This window comes from Niveibacterium sp. (assembly GCF_041909475.1).
In the GTDB taxonomy this organism is placed as follows: domain Bacteria; phylum Pseudomonadota; class Gammaproteobacteria; order Burkholderiales; family Rhodocyclaceae; genus Niveibacterium.
In genome coordinates this window covers 171,991-187,865 of record NZ_JAYRDJ010000003.1, presented here as the reverse complement: position 1 = coordinate 187,865, position 15,875 = coordinate 171,991, and the positions used below count along the sequence as shown (strand labels likewise).

Genomic DNA, 15,875 nt, shown 5'->3' with positions numbered 1-15,875 from the left:
TCCGTCGTTTTTTCGGGTCGGCGGATGTAATCACGGCAGCAGCGCGCGCAGCTTGATCTAAATGAAGTAATTGCGACCGATTCGCATTAATCGGTGATCACCCCGCCTTGCCCTCCAGCGTCTCCCAACGCTCAAGCAGGGCCAGCAGTTCGAGCTCGATCTCCTCGAGCCTCGCATTGAAACGCGGCACGTTCTCGGGCTGCGTCTTGTACATCGCCGGGTCAGCCAGCTGTTGCTGCAGGCTCGCCTGCTCATTTTCCAGCTGCGCGATCTTGCCCGGCAGCTGTTCAAGCTCGCGCTTTTCGTTGAACGAGAGTTTGTTGCCGCGCGCGGGGGCCTTGCGCTCCGGCTCGGGCGCTTTCGCCGTTGGCGCCGGCTTGGCGGCTTCCTTTTCGGCCGCTGCAGCGGCGTCACGTACACGCTTCCAGTCGTAGTAGCCGCCAGCGTATTCGCCCCAGCGGCCGTCGCCGTCGGCGGCGATGGTCTGCGTCACAACGTTGTCGAGGAAGGTACGGTCATGGCTGACAAGGAAGATCGTGCCGTCGTACTCGCCGAGCAATTGTTCAAGCAGTTCCAGCGTCTCGACATCCAGATCGTTGGTCGGTTCGTCCAGCACCAGAATGTTGGCGGGCTGCGCGAACAGGCGCGCCAGCAACAGCCGGTTGCGCTCACCACCTGAGAGCGACTTCACCGGCGAACGTGCACGCTGCGGCGAGAAGAGAAAGTCTTCCAGATAGCCGATCACATGCTTGCGCGACTTGCCGATCTCGACCCAGTCGCTGCCAGGGCTGATCACGTCGCGCAGCGGCATTTCCGGATCGAGCTGGGTGCGGAACTGGTCGAAGTAGGCGACCAACTGCTTGGTGCCCCGGCGGATCTGGCCTTCGTCCGGCTCAAGATCGCCCAAGATCAGCTTGAGCAGCGTGGTCTTGCCGGCGCCGTTGGGGCCGATCAGGCCGATGCGGTCGCCGCGCATCAGGCGCGTCGAAAATTCGCGGATCACCACCTTGTCGCCAAAACGTTTGGTGACGTTGTGCAGCTCGGCGATCAACTGGCCGCTCTGGTCGCCGCGATCGAGCTGCAGGCTCACGTTGCCCATGCGGTCGCGCCGCGCGGCGCGTTGCCGGCGCAGGTCTTCCAGCCGTTTCACGCGCCCTTCGTTGCGGGTGCGGCGCGCCTCGACGCCCTTGCGGATCCACACCTCTTCCTGCGCCAAGAACTTGTCGAAATCGGCCGCCGCCTTGGCTTCGATCTCCAGCAGGTCGGCCTTGCGTTTCTGGTATTCGGTGAAGGAACCCGGAAAGCTGCCCAGGCGCCCGCGGTCGAGCTCGACGATGCGCGTCGACACCGCATCCATGAAGGCGCGGTCGTGCGTGATCACCACCACCCCGCCGCGAAAGGAGCGGATCAGCTCCTCCAGCCAGCCGATCGCTTCGATATCCAGATGGTTGGTCGGCTCGTCGAGCAGCAGCAGATCCGGCTCGCCCGCCAGCGCGCGCGCCAGCGCCACGCGTTTGATGCCGCCCCCCGAGAGCGCGCTGACTTTCAAACTGCCATCGAGCTTGAGCCGGTCGATCACCTGTTCGACCTTGTGATGCAAAGTCCAGCCGTTGCTGGCTTCGAGCTGATGCTGCAAGTCTTCCAGCCGCGCGAGTGCGGCCGCATCGCCCTGCCCCACCAACGCGGCGCAGGCGTGGTATTCGGCGATCAAGCGCGCGGCTTCACCAACGCCGTCCGCCACCGTCGCGAACACGTCGCGGTCCAGATCGAAGTCCGGCTCCTGCGACACATAGGCGGTCTTCAGGCCGGGCTGGCGCCAGACGGTGCCGTCATCCAGTTTCGCCATGCCGGCCAGCGTGCGCATCAGGCTGGACTTGCCCGCACCGTTGCGCCCGATCAGCGCCACCCGCTCGCCTGGCTCCAGCACCAGATCCGCGTGGTCGAGCAAAGCCACATCGCCAAAGGCGAGACAAGCGGCATCAAGGGTCAGCAAAGGCATGGCGGCACTCGGGCAAATCAAAGGAAGGCCGTGATTCTACCGGCTCCGTCAACCCGGCCGACCGCAACTCACCCGAGGCGATCCAGCGGGCTCGTGACCGCGAGGCCACCACGATTGAGCACATGGGTATAGATCATCGTCGTCGACACATCCGAATGGCCCAACAGCTCCTGTACCGTTCGGATGTCCTGCCCAGCCTCCAGCAGATGCGTCGCGAAGGAATGGCGCAAGGTGTGCGGCGACACCGGTTTCGTGATCCCCGCGCGCGCCGCGGCCCGTTTGACCGCCCGCTGCACCCGCTGTTCGTCCAGATGATGGCGCTGCTCGACGCCAGACCGCGGATCAATCGACAGAGAGGCCGCCGGAAACACGTACTGCCACACCCACGCCGTAGCGGCGTTCGGGTACTTCACCGCCAAGGCATGCGGCAAATGGACGGTGCCGTGGCCAGCCACAAGGTCCCGCTCATGCAAGCGGCGGCGCAAGGAAATATGCGCCCTCAGCGGCACCACCAGCCCGGCCGGCAGCATCGTCACGCGATCCTTATTACCCTTGCCTTCGCGCACAATGATTTCGCGCCGGCCGAAATCGACATCCTTCACGCGCAAACGCATGCATTCCATTACCCGCATCCCAGTGCCGTACAGCAGCCGCACAATCAACGCAAAGGCCGGATCTTCCACCGCAGCAATCAATGCACGCACCTCCGCCACCGACAATACGGTAGGCAAGCGCCGCGGCTTCTTTGCTCGCGTGACTTCATCGAGCCAGGGCAGATCCAGCCCGAGCACCTCGCCATACAAAAACAGCAAAGCCGACAAAGCCTGCCCCTGCGTGGACGCCGCCACGTTCCGCTCCACCGCGAGCGCCGTGAGAAAAGCCTCAACCTCCGGTTTGCCAAGCTCTGCCGGATGCCGCTTGCCATGAAATAGAATGAACCGCTTGATCCAGCCCAGATACGCCGTCTCGGTGCGAATGCTGTAATGCTTCAACCGCAGACGGTCCCGCACCTGATCCATCAAGCGCGGAGGACTTTGGGGTTCGACACGATGAGCGTTCATATGCAGGATATCCGTCAGAATACAAACAGCATATTCCCGCACCCCCAATCACAGCGCGGATTCCGTCACGCGGCGCTGAGCGATCAATATCCCAATAAAACCTCGTTTTGAGGTCTACTTAACGTTAGAGCGCACCTGTGATCGAGGCCGTTTTCAATTTCGTGGGGTCCTGGCTCGTTGAGGTTTTTCTTACCGTTGTCTTCTATTGGCCAGGCTGGCTTGCCTTGCGCATGGTCACCTTGGGGCGCTATCCACCACGCCCGAAGCAAACCCATAACGTGGCGTTTGTCTCAACCATTGGTTTCGCGGTCTTGTTGGCTGCGCTCACTATCGGCTATCAATTGAGCGGCTTATGAAAACAACCCCAGCTCCACGGCCGCGCTCTAACAAGTCAGTCAACGGGACACCAAAATGCTGCGCATTTTGGTTCCCTCGGCTACGCCTCGGTGCCCGTTACTTCCAACGTTCATCAATTCGCAACTGACAGCCAGTCGATACACGCACCGGATCTTCCTCTACTACCAAAGGATGCCCCCATCCACTTCGAGCTTGCCGCCGCTCATGAGGGCGAACTGCAGGCGTTCTTCGAGGCGAACCCGGCCTACTTCCTCGCGGTGCTGGGGGCGCCGGCCGGGCCGCAGGCTGCTTACGATGAGATTCATGGTGATTTGCCGGCCGGGTGGTCGTACACCAAGAAGTGGTTGATCGGTTATCGAGATCCGGCAAATGGGCAGCTCGTTGCCTTTGCCAGCCTGGTGTCCGACTTGCTGGCGGACACGGTGTGGCATATCGGTTTGTTCGTCGTTGCGACCGAGCTTCATGGGTCGGGGCTCGCGGCGTCGATCTTTGGCTGCATCGAGGCTTGGGCGAAATCGCATGGGGCGAGGTGGCTTCGCCTTGGCGTGGTCGCGGGAAATCAGCGCGCCGAGCGGTTCTGGGTTCGCCAGGGGTTCGCGCAGGTGCGCGTGCGTGAGGGCGTTGAAATGGGCGAACGGTCGAACAGCGTCCGCGTGATGGTGAAGCCGCTCGCCGAACAGGATTTGCGCGACTACCTGAAGTTAGTGCCGCGCGACGATCCTGCGCGGGACTAACGCCGGCGGCCGCGCGTGGTGCGCCTGAAATCACGGCACCGGCGCTCGCGCCTTCACTTACATCCTGTGAAGACATTTGGGCGCGATTCGGGGCAGGATTCGCGCTCGATCCAAAGGAAGCCTCGTGTGCTGACGTCTTTATTCAGAATTGCCGCATTGATCTGCGCCGCCAGCATCTGGTCGAGCGGCGCCTTCGCAGCGCCGAAGAAGCCGCAAAAGGCAACGCCCGCGCGCGCGGAGTTCGTTCAGATTCAAGTGAATGATCTCTCTGAGCGCTTCATCGGTTTCTACAACGAAGCCAACAAACCGGGCGTGACCGACTCACAACGCTGGAAACTGTGGCGCACGCAGTATGGCTTCGGCGCAGTGCCGCCTGGCGCTGCGGGTGAGTCGATGGCGCAGGCGATGCTGGCCGATGCCTGGCCGCGCTACCCGGCGGCGATGGACCGCATCGTCGCCGGCTATGGCGGGATGCGTCCGTCGCCGGAGCGCCAGGTGCGCGCGATTGCAGATCTGCTCAAACTCGATCAGCCCTTGCATCTGCGCATCACGGCCTACGTCGGATTCCTCGAGGGCAACGCCTTCACCGTGGGCAACCGTGGTGAAGTGCGTGTCGCGATTCCGTTGGAAGACGCCCCCGAGCACCGCGCGATTACCGCGGCACATGAACTCACGCACGCGGTGCATATCGCGCTCGGTGCGCTGGAAGGTGACGGCGCGCAATCTGTCGCGGCGATCGCAATCTCCGAAGGGCTCGCGATGCATGTATCGCGCGCCGTAGTACCCGGTGCCCGGGTCGAGCGCTACGTGGAGTTCATTCCCGGCTGGTTCCGCGACGCCGAGGGCATGCAACGTTCGATCTATGAATCGATCCGCCCGCAGTTGGCGCGCGAGGATGCCGATACCGTTGGCCGTCTTACGCAAGGACACGGCAACACCGGCCTTGAACGCGAGGCCTATTACGTCGGCTGGAAGATCGTCGAGCTATGGTTGGCAGAGGGGCGCAGCTTCGCGCAGATCGCGCGCATTCCGCCGACCAAGATGGCCAGCGAGGCCGACGCCGCGCTGGCCCGCCTGCTCGCCAAACTGCCGCCGCACGACACCAGCGAGTTGAAGCTCTAGCCCACCCCCGCGGCGATCGTTTGTATCAAGCGGTCGCACGGTGAAACATGAGCGCACCCGGCATCGGGAATAATCCGTAGCGTTTGCTGCGCCGCCAAGTGCCGGCCTCCTCCGGCACCCGCACGCGGCGCTTCGTCATTCGGAGCCCCTTGATGCCCACTCTCACCGCACGCACCGCGGTTTCGTTGCTGGCGCTCGTCGCCGCCATCGGCGCCGCCTTCGCCGCTGACCCGGAAACCCCGCTCGACGCCCTGCCCTACACCCCCAGCCTCGACGTGACGGCGATGGACCGCACCGCCAACCCGTGCGAAGACTTCTACCAGTACGCGTGCGGCAACTGGATCAAGAACAACCCGATGCCGGACGACCAGGCACGCTGGAGCGTCTACAGCAAGATGGCGGCGGACGGCCAGCGCTTCCAGTGGGGCATCCTGCAACGCCTCGCCGAAGCCAAGAACGGCAACACCCCGCTGCAGCAGAAGCTGGGCAACTACTTCGCCGCCTGTATGGACGAGGCGCACGTCGAAGCGGCTGGCATGACGCCGATGGCTCCGACACTCTCACGCATCGCGGCACTGCAGAGCACCCGCGGGCTGCCGGCACTGCTCGCCGAGTTGCATCAGGAGCTGCCGGGCGGCAGCCCGCTGTTTGGCTTTGGCGCTGCACAGGATTATGCGGACGCCACGCAGGTCATCGCCTTCGCGGTGGCAGGCGGACTGGGCCTGCCCGATCGCGACAACTACCTCAAGAACGACGCGCGCAATCGCACGCTGCGCAAACAGTATGTCGAACACATCACGCGGATGTTCGGCCTGCTCGGCGACGACGCGACTACGGCGGCGCGCAACGCAGCGACCGTGATGCGGGTGGAAACCGAACTCGCGCGCGCCTCGATGTCGCGCGTTGATCTGCGCGATCCGCACAAGCAGTTCAACAAGATGGACATGCGTCGCCTCAAGGCGATGACGCCCCACTTCGACTGGTCGGCCTACCTCGCTGGCCTGCAGCATGCCGATCTGAATCAGTTCAACGTGACCGAGCCGAAGTTCTATGCCCGCCTCGACGCCCTGCTCGCGCGCGAATCGGTCGGCACGCTGAAGACCTACCTGCGCTGGCACACCGCGCACGCATACGCACCGCACCTCTCCAAACCCTTCGTCGACGAGAACTTCGCGTTCTTCGGCAAGACCTTGCGCGGCACGCCGCAACAACAGCCGCGCTGGAAGCGCTGCGTCGCGCTGGCTGACCAACAGCTGGGCGAAGCGCTGGGCCAGGAGTTCGTCAGCCGCGCTTTCAGCGCCGAGCTGAAAGCCCAAACGCTGCGCATGACGCAGCAGATCGAAGAAGCGATGGCCAAGGACATCGAGGGGCTCGACTGGATGAGCCCGGAGACCAAGGCGCGCGCGCAGGAAAAGCTGCGCGGCATCGTCAACAAGATCGGCTACCCGGAACGCTGGCGCAATTACGATGCCTTCGTCGTTGCGCGTGAAGACCATGCCGGCAACGTCGTGCGCGGCAGCCGCTTCGAGGCCCAGCGCCAGCTCGCCAAGATCGGCAAGCCGCTCGACCGCGGCGAATGGGACATGACGCCTTCCACCGTGAACGCGTACTACAACCCGCAGATGAACGACATCAACTTCCCGGCAGGCGTGCTGCAGCCGCCGCTGTTCGACCCGAAGCTCGATGACGCGCCCAACTATGGCAACACCGGCGGCACGATCGGGCACGAGCTGATCCACGCCTTCGACGACGAGGGCCGCAAGTTCGACGCCCAGGGCCGTCTGCGCGACTGGTGGACCAAGCGCGATGCCAAGGCCTTCGAAAGCCGTGCCCAGTGTGTGGTCGACCAGTACGGCAAGTACGTCGTGATCGACGACATCAAGATCAACAGCCGCCTCACGCTGGGCGAAGACATTGCCGATCTGGGCGGCATGATCCTCGCGTGGTCTGCCTGGAAGGCCGAAACCGCGAACAAGACGCTGGAAGCACGCGACGGCCTCACGCCGGAACAGCGCTTCTTCGTTGGCTTCGCGCAGTGGACCTGCGGCGAAGTGCGGCCGGAAGAGCAGCGCATCCACGCGATGACCGACCCGCACTCCCCGGGCAAGTACCGCATCAACGGCGTGGCCGTGAATCTGCCGGAGTTCCAGCAGGCATTCGCCTGCAAGCCCGGCCAGGCGATGGTGAAGGAAAAGCGCTGCCGCGTCTGGTGAGCGCAGGGGTCGCCCCGGCGGCCCACCTGCTACCGCCTCGCCAGCCGGCGGACTAACATGGCGGCTTTCCCTTCTGCGGAAAGTCGCCATGCACCGCTTAATCCCAGTTCTGCTGCTCTGCCTTGCCGCATCGGCCGAGGCCGGCGTGTACAAGTGGACCGACGCCAACGGCAAGGTGCACTACAGCGACCAGCCGCCACCCGCCGCAGAAGCGCAGAAAGTGCCAATTCGCAAGCCCGAAGGCATTACCGCGCCCGAAGTACCGGAAGAGCGCAGCGCCACCACCCGCAAAACCAAGCCAGACGACGAGGCCGTCGCGCGTGAACACGCCCGCACCTGCGAGATGCTGCGCGCCGAACAGACCCGGCTTGAGAATTCACCCAGCGGCAACGCACTCAGGAATGGGGACGAGCGCGCCAAACGCGCAGCCAGTATCGAACAGAATGCCCGCGCCCTGAAGGACAACGGCTGCTGACGCAGCCGGCAAGCACTTCCGTCTGGGACGCGCACCAAACCGCATACGCCCGGGAACGGCGCGCATCACCGCATCCCTTGCCCTGTTCGGTCGGGCACGCGGCGGCCGTAAGGCCGCCACCCGCGATCAGGCCTTGCGCCCGATGCGCAGCGTCAGCGGCCAGCTGATCGAAACGGTGTCTTGCGGATGGCCCCACACCGCCAGCAACTTCTGCGTCAGCGCCTCGGTCGGGTCGCTGCCGTACATCGCCACATAGCGGCCACAGGCCGACCAGCTGCGCAGATAGCCCAGAAGTTGCGCCAGCGTCCACTGCACCGACAAGGTGTAAGGCGGGGTCTGGATTTCCTCGAAGGGGAAAGCGAGGCGCGTGTAGCGGGTATCCACATGCTCGCGTTCGGGGTTCCACAGTGCGCCGAGGGTTTCGGTGCGGAAGGCCTGCACCAGCGCATCGATCGCTTCGTGGTCAACTTCCACGGTGCCGTAAGTCCACGCCGCAATCATGCCGCCCGGCACCAGCACGCGATTCGCTTCGGCATAGAAGGCCTCGAGCGGGAACCAGTGCAACGACTGCGCGCAGGTAATCAGATCGACGCTGCCATCGGCCAGCCCGGATGCGTCGGCCGGCGCCACACGCCACTCAACGCGCGGATGCGTCGGCGCCGCCGCAATCTGTGCCTCGCTGATGTCAGTGCCGACCACCTGGTCGAAGCGCTCAGCCAGATCCAGCGTCGCCTGCCCGCTGCCGCAGCCCACATCCCACGCCAGCTTGTGATGCGGCACCCAGGCCAGCAGATAGTCGTACAGCGAACGCGGATAGCGCGGCCGGAACAATACATAGCCCTGCGCCAGCGGCGAGAAATGGTCGGCCGATTCGTCGGCCAGCAAATGATTGGTCATGGCGATTCTCTCGATCGGGGGTGCAGCCAGAACGCGCATTGTCGCGCAATGCGCTGACGGTACGCTGACCGCTGTCAAGGCCGCCAAGCCGGCCTCTTCTGCGTGCTGCACCTGCGCGCGGCACCAATGAAAACGGCCGGCGTGTACACGCCGGCCGCAAACCTGTGTCAGTCACAGACAGCGCAAGCGCCGCTGGCTAGCGCCGCCCCGGTGGCAAACACCGGACGCGGCAGCGCAGCGTGCGCCTGGGCAGGTCTTACTTGTCGCTCAGTGCATCCACGCCCGGCAGTGCCTTGCCTTCGAGGAACTCGAGCGATGCGCCGCCGCCGGTGGAAACGTGCGAGACCTTGTCTTCCAGGCCAGCCTTCTCGACTGCAGCAACCGAATCGCCGCCGCCGACGATGGTGATCGCGCCGCCCGCAGTGGCTTCTACCAGCGCGTGCGCCACGGCGTAGGTGCCCTTGGCCGACGCGTCGATCTCGAACACGCCCATCGGGCCATTCCACAGCACGGTCTTCGCACCGCGGATGATTTCGGCGTAACGCGCGGCGGACTTGCTGCCGATGTCCACGCCTTCCTGGTCGGCCGGGATCGCGGTGGAATCCACTTCAACCAGGCCATCCAGCGTGCGGGCGTCGAAGTCCAGCTTCTTGGTGATCATCGTGTCGATCGGCAGCACCAGCTTGTCGCCCGCCTCGGCGATCAGCGACTTGGCGAGTTCGACCTTGTCGTTCTCGCACAGTGACTTGCCCACTTCCAGGCCCTGCGCCTTGAAGAAGGTGAAGGCCATGCCGCCACCGATCAGCAGCTTGTCGACCTTCGGCAGCAGCGCCTGGATCACGTCGATCTTGCCCGAGATCTTCGAACCGCCAATGATCGCGACCAGCGGACGCACCGGCTTGTTCACGGCCTCACCCAGGAAGTCCAGTTCCTTCTTCAGCAGGTAGCCCGAAGCGCGCGGCAGGTTCACGCCGACCATCGACGAGTGTGCACGGTGTGCGGTGCCGAAAGCATCGTTGATGAACACGTCGCCCAGGCGGCTCAGCGCGGCGCGGAAGGCAGCCACGGCTTCCGGCGTCGCCTTCACGCTGTTGCCAGCGGCATCCTTCGCCTTGCCTTCTTCTTCCAGGTAGAAGCGGACGTTCTCGACCAGGGTCACGTCGCCCGGCTTCATCGCGTTCACAACCGCTTCGACTTCCGGGCCAACGCAGTCATTGACGAACTTCACCGGCTTGCCCAGCAGCTCTTGCAGGCGGCCAGCCACCGGCTCGATCGAGTACTTGGCGACCTTGGCGCCATTCGGGCGGCCCAGGTGCGACATCAGCACCACCGAAGCGCCCTTTCCCAGCGCGTAACGGATCGTCGGCAGCGCAGCACGGATACGCTTGTCGCTCTCAACCACGCCGTTCTTGATCGGCACGTTGAAATCCACACGGATCAGGGCGCGCTTGCCGGCGAGGTCGAGGTCTTCGATGAAAAGTTTGGTCATGGATGTTCTCGCATGAAAGGTAGAGGGGATGTTCTTGCTTATGCTGGCGCAGCCAGGTTTCAACACATCGCGAAGCGCGGCCGCAGCGGCGCTTCGCGACCCGACGCCACCGGCCCGGCGCGCAGGCGCGCCGCCGGCGGCTCGAACCTGCCCAGGCCGGCTTGCGCTGGCATTGCGGCAGGCCCGGCTGCGGACCGGGCAGCACTTTAACGCATCCCGCGGTGAGGGGATTTGGTTAGGGTCAGGAGATTGCTTGGTTGGCTTCGTTTTACTTGCCTTGTGAACCGCGTCGCGCGGATTGATCGCTCGGCGCGTGAGAGGCGTGCGTTGGCCGGGGTCCCGCCCCCGGCGGGCGTCTTACTTTCTGGCTACAGCACCAGAAAGTAAGCAAAGAGTGCCGCCCGGCGTTCGCGGTCAGGCACTGTGTGCCTGACTCCCCTGCGTTGCTCGCGCAACCGGGGGCCTGCGGAACTCGCCCTCGCTGCGCTCGGTGCTCAGACAGTCCTCGGCCTTCTTCCCGGTCGCGCTGCGCTACTCGGCGCTCTCGACGGGACCCAACGTCAAAACCATCTGCAGCGCGACGCTTGGGCGATGTTCGTAGCCTGGATGAAGCGAAGCGAAATCCGGGACGGGCGCATCCAAATCTTCAACCGCACCTCCCGGATTCCGGCCTTCGGCCTGCATCCAGGCTACGGAATTCCGACAGCGGTGAAACGTCAGCGCTTTGCCCTCCCCCTCTGAAACGCCGAGCAGCGCAGAAGCATCGGGTTCCGACGCGCGCAGCGCGGCGGTGGCGAGCACTGTTCGAGCTCCGAGCGTAGCGAGGGCGAGTTGCGCAGACACCCGATGCTTCGAGCAGCAAAGGGGCGCAGGCGGGGTTGCGAGAAGCATGCTTCTCGCCGCCGGAGCCGGCAGGCTGTGCAAAGCCTGCCGTGGAGCGTTGAAGCGGGGGCCGCTTCTTTGGTTCCTTTCTTGTCGGCACAAGAAAGGAACCCGCCCGCCGGGGCGGGACCCGGCTTCAGCAGCAAGGCCGTCGCAACGCGCCAGCACGAGCCGCTAGAGAAAATCCCGCCGCATCAACACACTGAGATAGTTCGTCTTCGGCCTCCAGTCGTGCGTGCCGACCTCGACATAGCCCCAACGCCGATACATCTCAATCAGCTCGGTCGCCGGCGCCGCGGTGTCGATCGCCATCGTGGCAGCGCCGCGCTCCCGAGCCAGCTCAAGTGCCGCCCAGTGCAGTGCGCGGCCAATGCCCTGCCCCTTGAAATCCGGCATCACCGCGAACTGGCACAGCGTCCAGACCTTCGGGTCGCGGTAGAGCTCCACGTCGGACATAGGCTGCGGCGGCCGGGTCGTGATGGTGCCGACGATGCGGTCGGCGGCTTCCGCCACCAGACCATGCCCGGCAGCAAAGCGCGTCGCAGTGTCTTCCGGCGATTGATGCGTCGCCCAGTAGCGCAGGCCCCGCGCGGCCTGACTGGCATAGCCGGCGCGGATGACCTCATGCGTCAGGGCGACAAGATCATCCGAGTCGTGCAGCGGGCGGACGAATAGCGACTGGCTCATCGTCCGCACCAGTTGGGCAAGCCGAGGCTCACTTGCCCCAGCTGTCCTTCAGCCCAACCGCCAGGTTGAACACCGGTTTCCCGGCCGCCGAATCCTTGCGGTCGGCGACGAAGTAGCCGTGGCGTTCGAACTGGAAGGTGTCGCCCGGCTGAGCGGCGGCGAGGCCCGGCTCCAGGTAGGCGGTGATCACGCGCTTGGAGTTCGGGTTGAGCGCTTCGAGGAAATCGCGGCCGCCAGCGTCCGGTTGGGCTTCGGTGAACAGGCGGTCGTAGAGCCGCACTTCGGTCGCGACGCCTTCGCTGGCCGAGACCCAGGTGATGACGCCCTTGACCTTGATGCTGTCCGCACCCGGTGTGCCGCTCTTGGTGTCCGGCACCAACCTGGCCAGCACGGCCGTGACCTTGCCGTCGGCATCCTTCTCGCAGCCGGTGCATTCGATGATGAAGCCGTACTTGAGGCGCGCCATGTTGCCGGGGAACAGGCGGCGGAAGCCCTTGGGCGGCACTTCCTCGAAGTCCTCACGCTCGATCCAGAGGTCCGGCGTCAGGTTGAACGTGCGTTCGCCGAATTCCGGGTGATGCGGGTGGGCAGGCGCGGAGCAAGGCTCCACCTTCCCGGCACCGATCACTTCGTCCCAGTTCGTCAGCTTGAGCTTGAGCGGGTCGATCGCGGCCATCGCGCGCGGCGCCTTGGCTTCAAGGTCTTCACGCAGACAGCCCTCGAGCACCGAGTAGTCGATCCAGGTGTTGTGCTTGCTCGCGCCGGTGCGCTCGGCCAGCATCTGCAGGCTCTGCGGCGTGTAGCCGCGACGGCGCAGGCCGACGATGGTGGGCATGCGCGGATCGTCCCAGCCGTCGACGATCTTCTCGTCCACCAGCTGCTTCAGCTTGCGCTTGCTGGTGATGATGTAGGTGAGGTTGAGCCGCGCGAATTCGTATTGCTTCGGCAGCGGGTCGGCCAGCAGGCCGGCGTCGCGCAGGTGTTCCAGCAGCCAGTCGTAGAACGGGCGCTGGTCCTCGAATTCGAGCGTGCAGATCGAGTGCGTGATGCGTTCGAGCGCGTCCTCGATCGGATGCGCGAAGGTGTACATCGGGTAGATGCACCAGGCGTTGCCGGTGGCGTGGTGTTCGGCAAAGCGGATGCGATAGATCGCCGGGTCGCGCAGGTTGATGTTGGGCGCGGCCATGTCGATCTTGGCGCGCACGATCATGCTGCCTTCGGCGTGCTGGCCGGCGCGCATCTCGCGGAAGAGGCGCAGGTTTTCTTCAACCGAACGATCACGCCACGGCGAATTCTTGCCCGGCTCGGTCAGCGTGCCGCGGTTGGCGCGCATCTCGTCCGGCGTCTGCTGGTCGATGTAGGCGTGGCCGCGTTCGATCAGCGCCTCGGCGGCGCGGTACATGAACTCGAAATAGCTGCTGGCATAGAACAGGTGGTTGGTACCGTTCTGGTTCCAGTCGAAGCCCAGCCACTTCACCGCATCAAGGATCGAGTCGACGTACTCCTGCTCTTCCTTCTCCGGGTTCGTGTCGTCGAAGCGCATGTGGCAGACACCACCGAAATCACGCGCCAGGCCGAAGTTCAGGCAGATCGACTTGGCATGGCCGATGTGCAGGTAGCCATTCGGCTCTGGCGGGAAGCGGGTGCGGATCTTTGCAGGATCAGGCTGGCCGGCGCCGTGATGGGCGGCATCGCCGGGCGAACCCGCCCAGTTGCGACGGGCGTAGGTGCCGGCTTCGAGGTCGCGCTCGATGATGTTGCGCAGGAAGTTCGCGGCCGGCGCTGCGGCCGGGGTGTTCTTGTCGTTGGGCGTGCTCACGGCGTGTGCGGAATCTGGATTCGGAAACCGCGATTGTAACGGCTCCCCGCCCCGAGCCCGCGCATGTGACAAACGCCTCGCCGGCCCTTACTCAGGATCAATGCGTGCGCGAGCCGCATCGCTATAGTGCAAAGCACATGATCTACGCGTAAAGTTCAGCCCGAACCCGCTCCACCATTCGCTTCCCGATGCTTATTACACACTCACCGGCCCAAGCGGGCTTTCGCGCCCCACAAGGTGCGCGATGACGCCGGTCATAGCCAGCGCCCGTGTGCTGGTCGTCGATGACGACCTCACCACCCGCTCGATCGCGATGGCGGCGCTCAAGGACGCCGGTTTCGAACCCTTCGAAGCCTGCGACGGCGTTGAAGCGCTGGAACGCTTCACCGAACTCCAGCCCGAACTGATCCTGCTCGACCTGATGATGCCGCGGCTCGATGGTTTCGAGACCGCGCGCCGCCTGCGCCGCACGCCGGGTGGCGAGCGCGTGCCGGTGATCGTGATGACCGGGCTCGAAGATTCCGGTGCGATCGAGCAGGCCTACCAGGCCGGCGCCACCGATTTCATTTCCAAACCGATCAACTGGATGCTGCTGCGCCACCGCATCCTCTACGTGCTGCGCTCGGCGCGCGCGATGGACGAACTGGCAAAGAGCGAATCCAACCTGGCCGATGCGCAGCGCATCGCACGGCTCGGCAGTTGGGAATGGCATCTGCGCGAAGGCTACGTGCGCCGCTCGGAACAGTTCTTCGCGCTGTTCGGCGACGACCCGGTGGCCTTCCCGCCTGCGATGGATGCGGTGCTAGAGCGTGTCTATCCGCAAGACCGCACGATCGTTCGCGAGGCCTACTCGCAGGGCAAGCGAGGCCAGCCCTTCCGTATCGAATACCGCATCGTGCGGCACGACGGTGCGCTGCGCACGGTACTGGAACAAGCCGAACCGATCGCTGCATCGGACGGCGCGGTGACCCGCCTGCAGGGCACGACGCAGGACATCACCGAACAGGTCGAGGCCGAGAAGCGTATCCGCTACCTCGCCTACTACGACAGCCTCACCGGGCTACCCAACCGCCAGTACTGTCGCGAACTGCTGAAGCAGACGCTGCGTCGCGCCACGCGTGCCCGCCACTGGGTGGCGGCGATGGTGGTCGATGTCGACCGATTCGGCCGCATCAACGAAAGCCTCGGCCAGAGCGTCGGCGACCAGGTTTTGCAGGTCGTCGCGCGGCGGCTGTCCGAAGCGGTCGCAGCCCTGCCCGGCCGCGAGGACACCCGCTCCACCGCCGCCGTGGTGGCGCGCATCGGCGGCGACCAGTTCGTCGTCTTCGTTGACGGCGCCCCGGCCGGCGAATCGCCCGAAGCGATCAGCGCGCGCCTGCTCGACGCAGTGCGCAAGCCGATCCTGCTATCGGCGACCGAAGTCGCGCTGACCGCCAGCATCGGCCTTGCCGTGTTCCCCGAGCATGCCGACGATGCCGACGCGCTGCTCAAGTGCGCAGACATGGCGGTGAGCCTCGCAAAGCGCGAGAACCGCGACGCGGTGCGTTCGTTCTCGCAGGATCTGCGTGTCGCCGCCGAACTGCGACTGGCGCTCGAAAACGAAATGCGCAAGGCGCTCGAACAGGGCGAATTCGAACTGCACTTCCAGCCGGTCATTTCCTGGCCGGAAGGCACCGTACTCGCGGCAGAGGCGCTGATCCGCTGGCGCCACCCGAAGCGCGGCCTGCTCGCGCCGGGCGAGTTCATTCCGCTTGCGGAAGAGACCGGGCTCATCGTCGAGATCGGCGAATGGGGCCTGCAGGCCGCTTGCAAGCAGATGGCGGCCTGGGTTGCGCAAGGCGTGGCGCCGTATGCCGTTGCGGTGAACCTGTCGGGCATCAGCTTCCGCCATGTGCGACTGCTGTCGGCCGTCAGCAGCGCGCTGGCCGCTGCCGGCCTGCCGGCAAACCGGCTCGAACTGGAAATGACCGAGAGCGTGCTGATGCGCGACGTGGAACTCACCTACGAGATCCTCGCCGAGCTCAAACGCATGGGCGTGCGGCTGATGGTGGACGACTTCGGCACCGGCTATTCGTCGCTCGCCTACCTCAAGCGCTTCCCGATCGATGTGCTGAAGATCGACCGCTCCTTCGTCAAGGAT

The 15,875-nt window shown here is 64.8% G+C and carries 13 protein-coding genes; 6 read left to right on the top strand and 7 right to left on the bottom strand.

Going from position 1 to position 15,875, the window contains the following annotated elements:
- Positions 1-97 precede the first annotated feature (97 nt).
- Positions 98-1,999: an ATP-binding cassette domain-containing protein gene (locus tag ACE3P0_RS04605; protein WP_374400305.1), complete on the bottom strand. Its 1,902-nt coding sequence runs from the start codon at positions 1,997-1,999 to the stop codon at positions 98-100.
- 68 nt (positions 2,000-2,067) lie between these two features.
- A complete protein-coding gene (locus tag ACE3P0_RS04600) occupies positions 2,068-3,060 on the bottom strand; it encodes an integron integrase (protein WP_374400392.1) in 993 nt (330 codons plus the stop codon).
- A gap of 137 nt (positions 3,061-3,197) precedes the next feature.
- Here ACE3P0_RS04600 and ACE3P0_RS04595 point away from each other — a divergent pair, with 137 nt between their 5' ends.
- The 5 genes from ACE3P0_RS04595 to ACE3P0_RS04575 all read left to right on the top strand — a co-directional run bounded on the left by ACE3P0_RS04595 (position 3,198) and on the right by ACE3P0_RS04575 (position 7,961).
- A complete protein-coding gene (locus tag ACE3P0_RS04595; protein ID WP_374400302.1) occupies positions 3,198-3,416 on the top strand; it encodes a hypothetical protein in 219 nt (72 codons plus the stop codon).
- Between the two features lie 90 nt (positions 3,417-3,506).
- On the top strand, positions 3,507-4,151 hold the full coding sequence (locus ACE3P0_RS04590; RefSeq protein WP_374400299.1) for a GNAT family N-acetyltransferase: 645 nt from the start codon (positions 3,507-3,509) through the stop codon (positions 4,149-4,151).
- A 126-nt stretch (positions 4,152-4,277) separates the two neighbouring features.
- Complete coding sequence (locus tag ACE3P0_RS04585) at positions 4,278-5,273, top strand: DUF2268 domain-containing putative Zn-dependent protease (RefSeq protein WP_374400297.1); 996 nt, start codon at positions 4,278-4,280, stop codon at positions 5,271-5,273.
- A 152-nt stretch (positions 5,274-5,425) separates the two neighbouring features.
- The gene (locus ACE3P0_RS04580) at positions 5,426-7,486 is read left to right on the top strand and encodes a M13 family metallopeptidase (protein WP_374400295.1); all 2,061 of its coding nucleotides are present in this window, start codon (positions 5,426-5,428) and stop codon (positions 7,484-7,486) included.
- A gap of 88 nt (positions 7,487-7,574) precedes the next feature.
- Entirely contained in the window at positions 7,575-7,961 is a 387-nt protein-coding gene (locus tag ACE3P0_RS04575) for a DUF4124 domain-containing protein (RefSeq protein ID WP_374400292.1), read from the top strand.
- Positions 7,962-8,087: 126 nt separating this feature from the next.
- On the opposite strand, the gene ACE3P0_RS04570 is transcribed toward ACE3P0_RS04575, so the two are convergent.
- From ACE3P0_RS04570 to ACE3P0_RS04550, 5 genes are all read right to left on the bottom strand, one after another.
- Positions 8,088-8,858 (bottom strand): class I SAM-dependent methyltransferase, encoded by a 771-nt coding sequence (locus ACE3P0_RS04570; RefSeq protein ID WP_374400289.1) that lies wholly within the window; start codon positions 8,856-8,858, stop codon positions 8,088-8,090.
- A 256-nt stretch (positions 8,859-9,114) separates the two neighbouring features.
- The gene (gene pgk, locus ACE3P0_RS04565) at positions 9,115-10,347 is read right to left on the bottom strand and encodes a phosphoglycerate kinase (protein ID WP_374400287.1); all 1,233 of its coding nucleotides are present in this window, start codon (positions 10,345-10,347) and stop codon (positions 9,115-9,117) included.
- Positions 10,348-10,878: 531 nt separating this feature from the next.
- Positions 10,879-11,148, bottom strand: coding sequence for a hypothetical protein (locus tag ACE3P0_RS04560; RefSeq protein WP_374400285.1), 270 nt, complete (start codon positions 11,146-11,148; stop codon positions 10,879-10,881).
- A 255-nt stretch (positions 11,149-11,403) separates the two neighbouring features.
- Positions 11,404-11,916 (bottom strand): GNAT family N-acetyltransferase, encoded by a 513-nt coding sequence (locus ACE3P0_RS04555; RefSeq protein ID WP_374400282.1) that lies wholly within the window; start codon positions 11,914-11,916, stop codon positions 11,404-11,406.
- A 28-nt stretch (positions 11,917-11,944) separates the two neighbouring features.
- Positions 11,945-13,735, bottom strand: a complete 1,791-nt coding sequence (locus ACE3P0_RS04550) for a glutamine--tRNA ligase/YqeY domain fusion protein (RefSeq protein WP_374400280.1) — start codon at positions 13,733-13,735, stop codon at positions 11,945-11,947.
- 244 nt (positions 13,736-13,979) lie between these two features.
- Here ACE3P0_RS04550 and ACE3P0_RS04545 point away from each other — a divergent pair.
- The coding region (locus ACE3P0_RS04545) for a putative bifunctional diguanylate cyclase/phosphodiesterase (RefSeq protein WP_374400277.1) at positions 13,980-15,875 on the top strand (1,896 nt) is incomplete at its 3' end.

Bases quoted from the DNA above. Each gene is read 5' to 3' on its own strand.
- ACE3P0_RS04580 (WP_374400295.1), top strand. From the start codon at position 5,426: ATGCCCACTCTCACCGCACGCACCGCGGTTTCGTTGCTGGCGCTCGTC.
- ACE3P0_RS04575 (WP_374400292.1), top strand. From the start codon at position 7,575: ATGCACCGCTTAATCCCAGTTCTGCTGCTCTGCCTTGCCGCATCGGCC.
- ACE3P0_RS04600 (WP_374400392.1), bottom strand. From the start codon at position 3,060: ATGAACGCTCATCGTGTCGAACCCCAAAGTCCTCCGCGCTTGATGGAT.
- ACE3P0_RS04605 (WP_374400305.1), bottom strand. From the start codon at position 1,999: ATGCCTTTGCTGACCCTTGATGCCGCTTGTCTCGCCTTTGGCGATGTG.
- ACE3P0_RS04570 (WP_374400289.1), bottom strand. From the start codon at position 8,858: ATGACCAATCATTTGCTGGCCGACGAATCGGCCGACCATTTCTCGCCG.
- pgk (WP_374400287.1), bottom strand. From the start codon at position 10,347: ATGACCAAACTTTTCATCGAAGACCTCGACCTCGCCGGCAAGCGCGCC.
- ACE3P0_RS04555 (WP_374400282.1), bottom strand. From the start codon at position 11,916: ATGAGCCAGTCGCTATTCGTCCGCCCGCTGCACGACTCGGATGATCTT.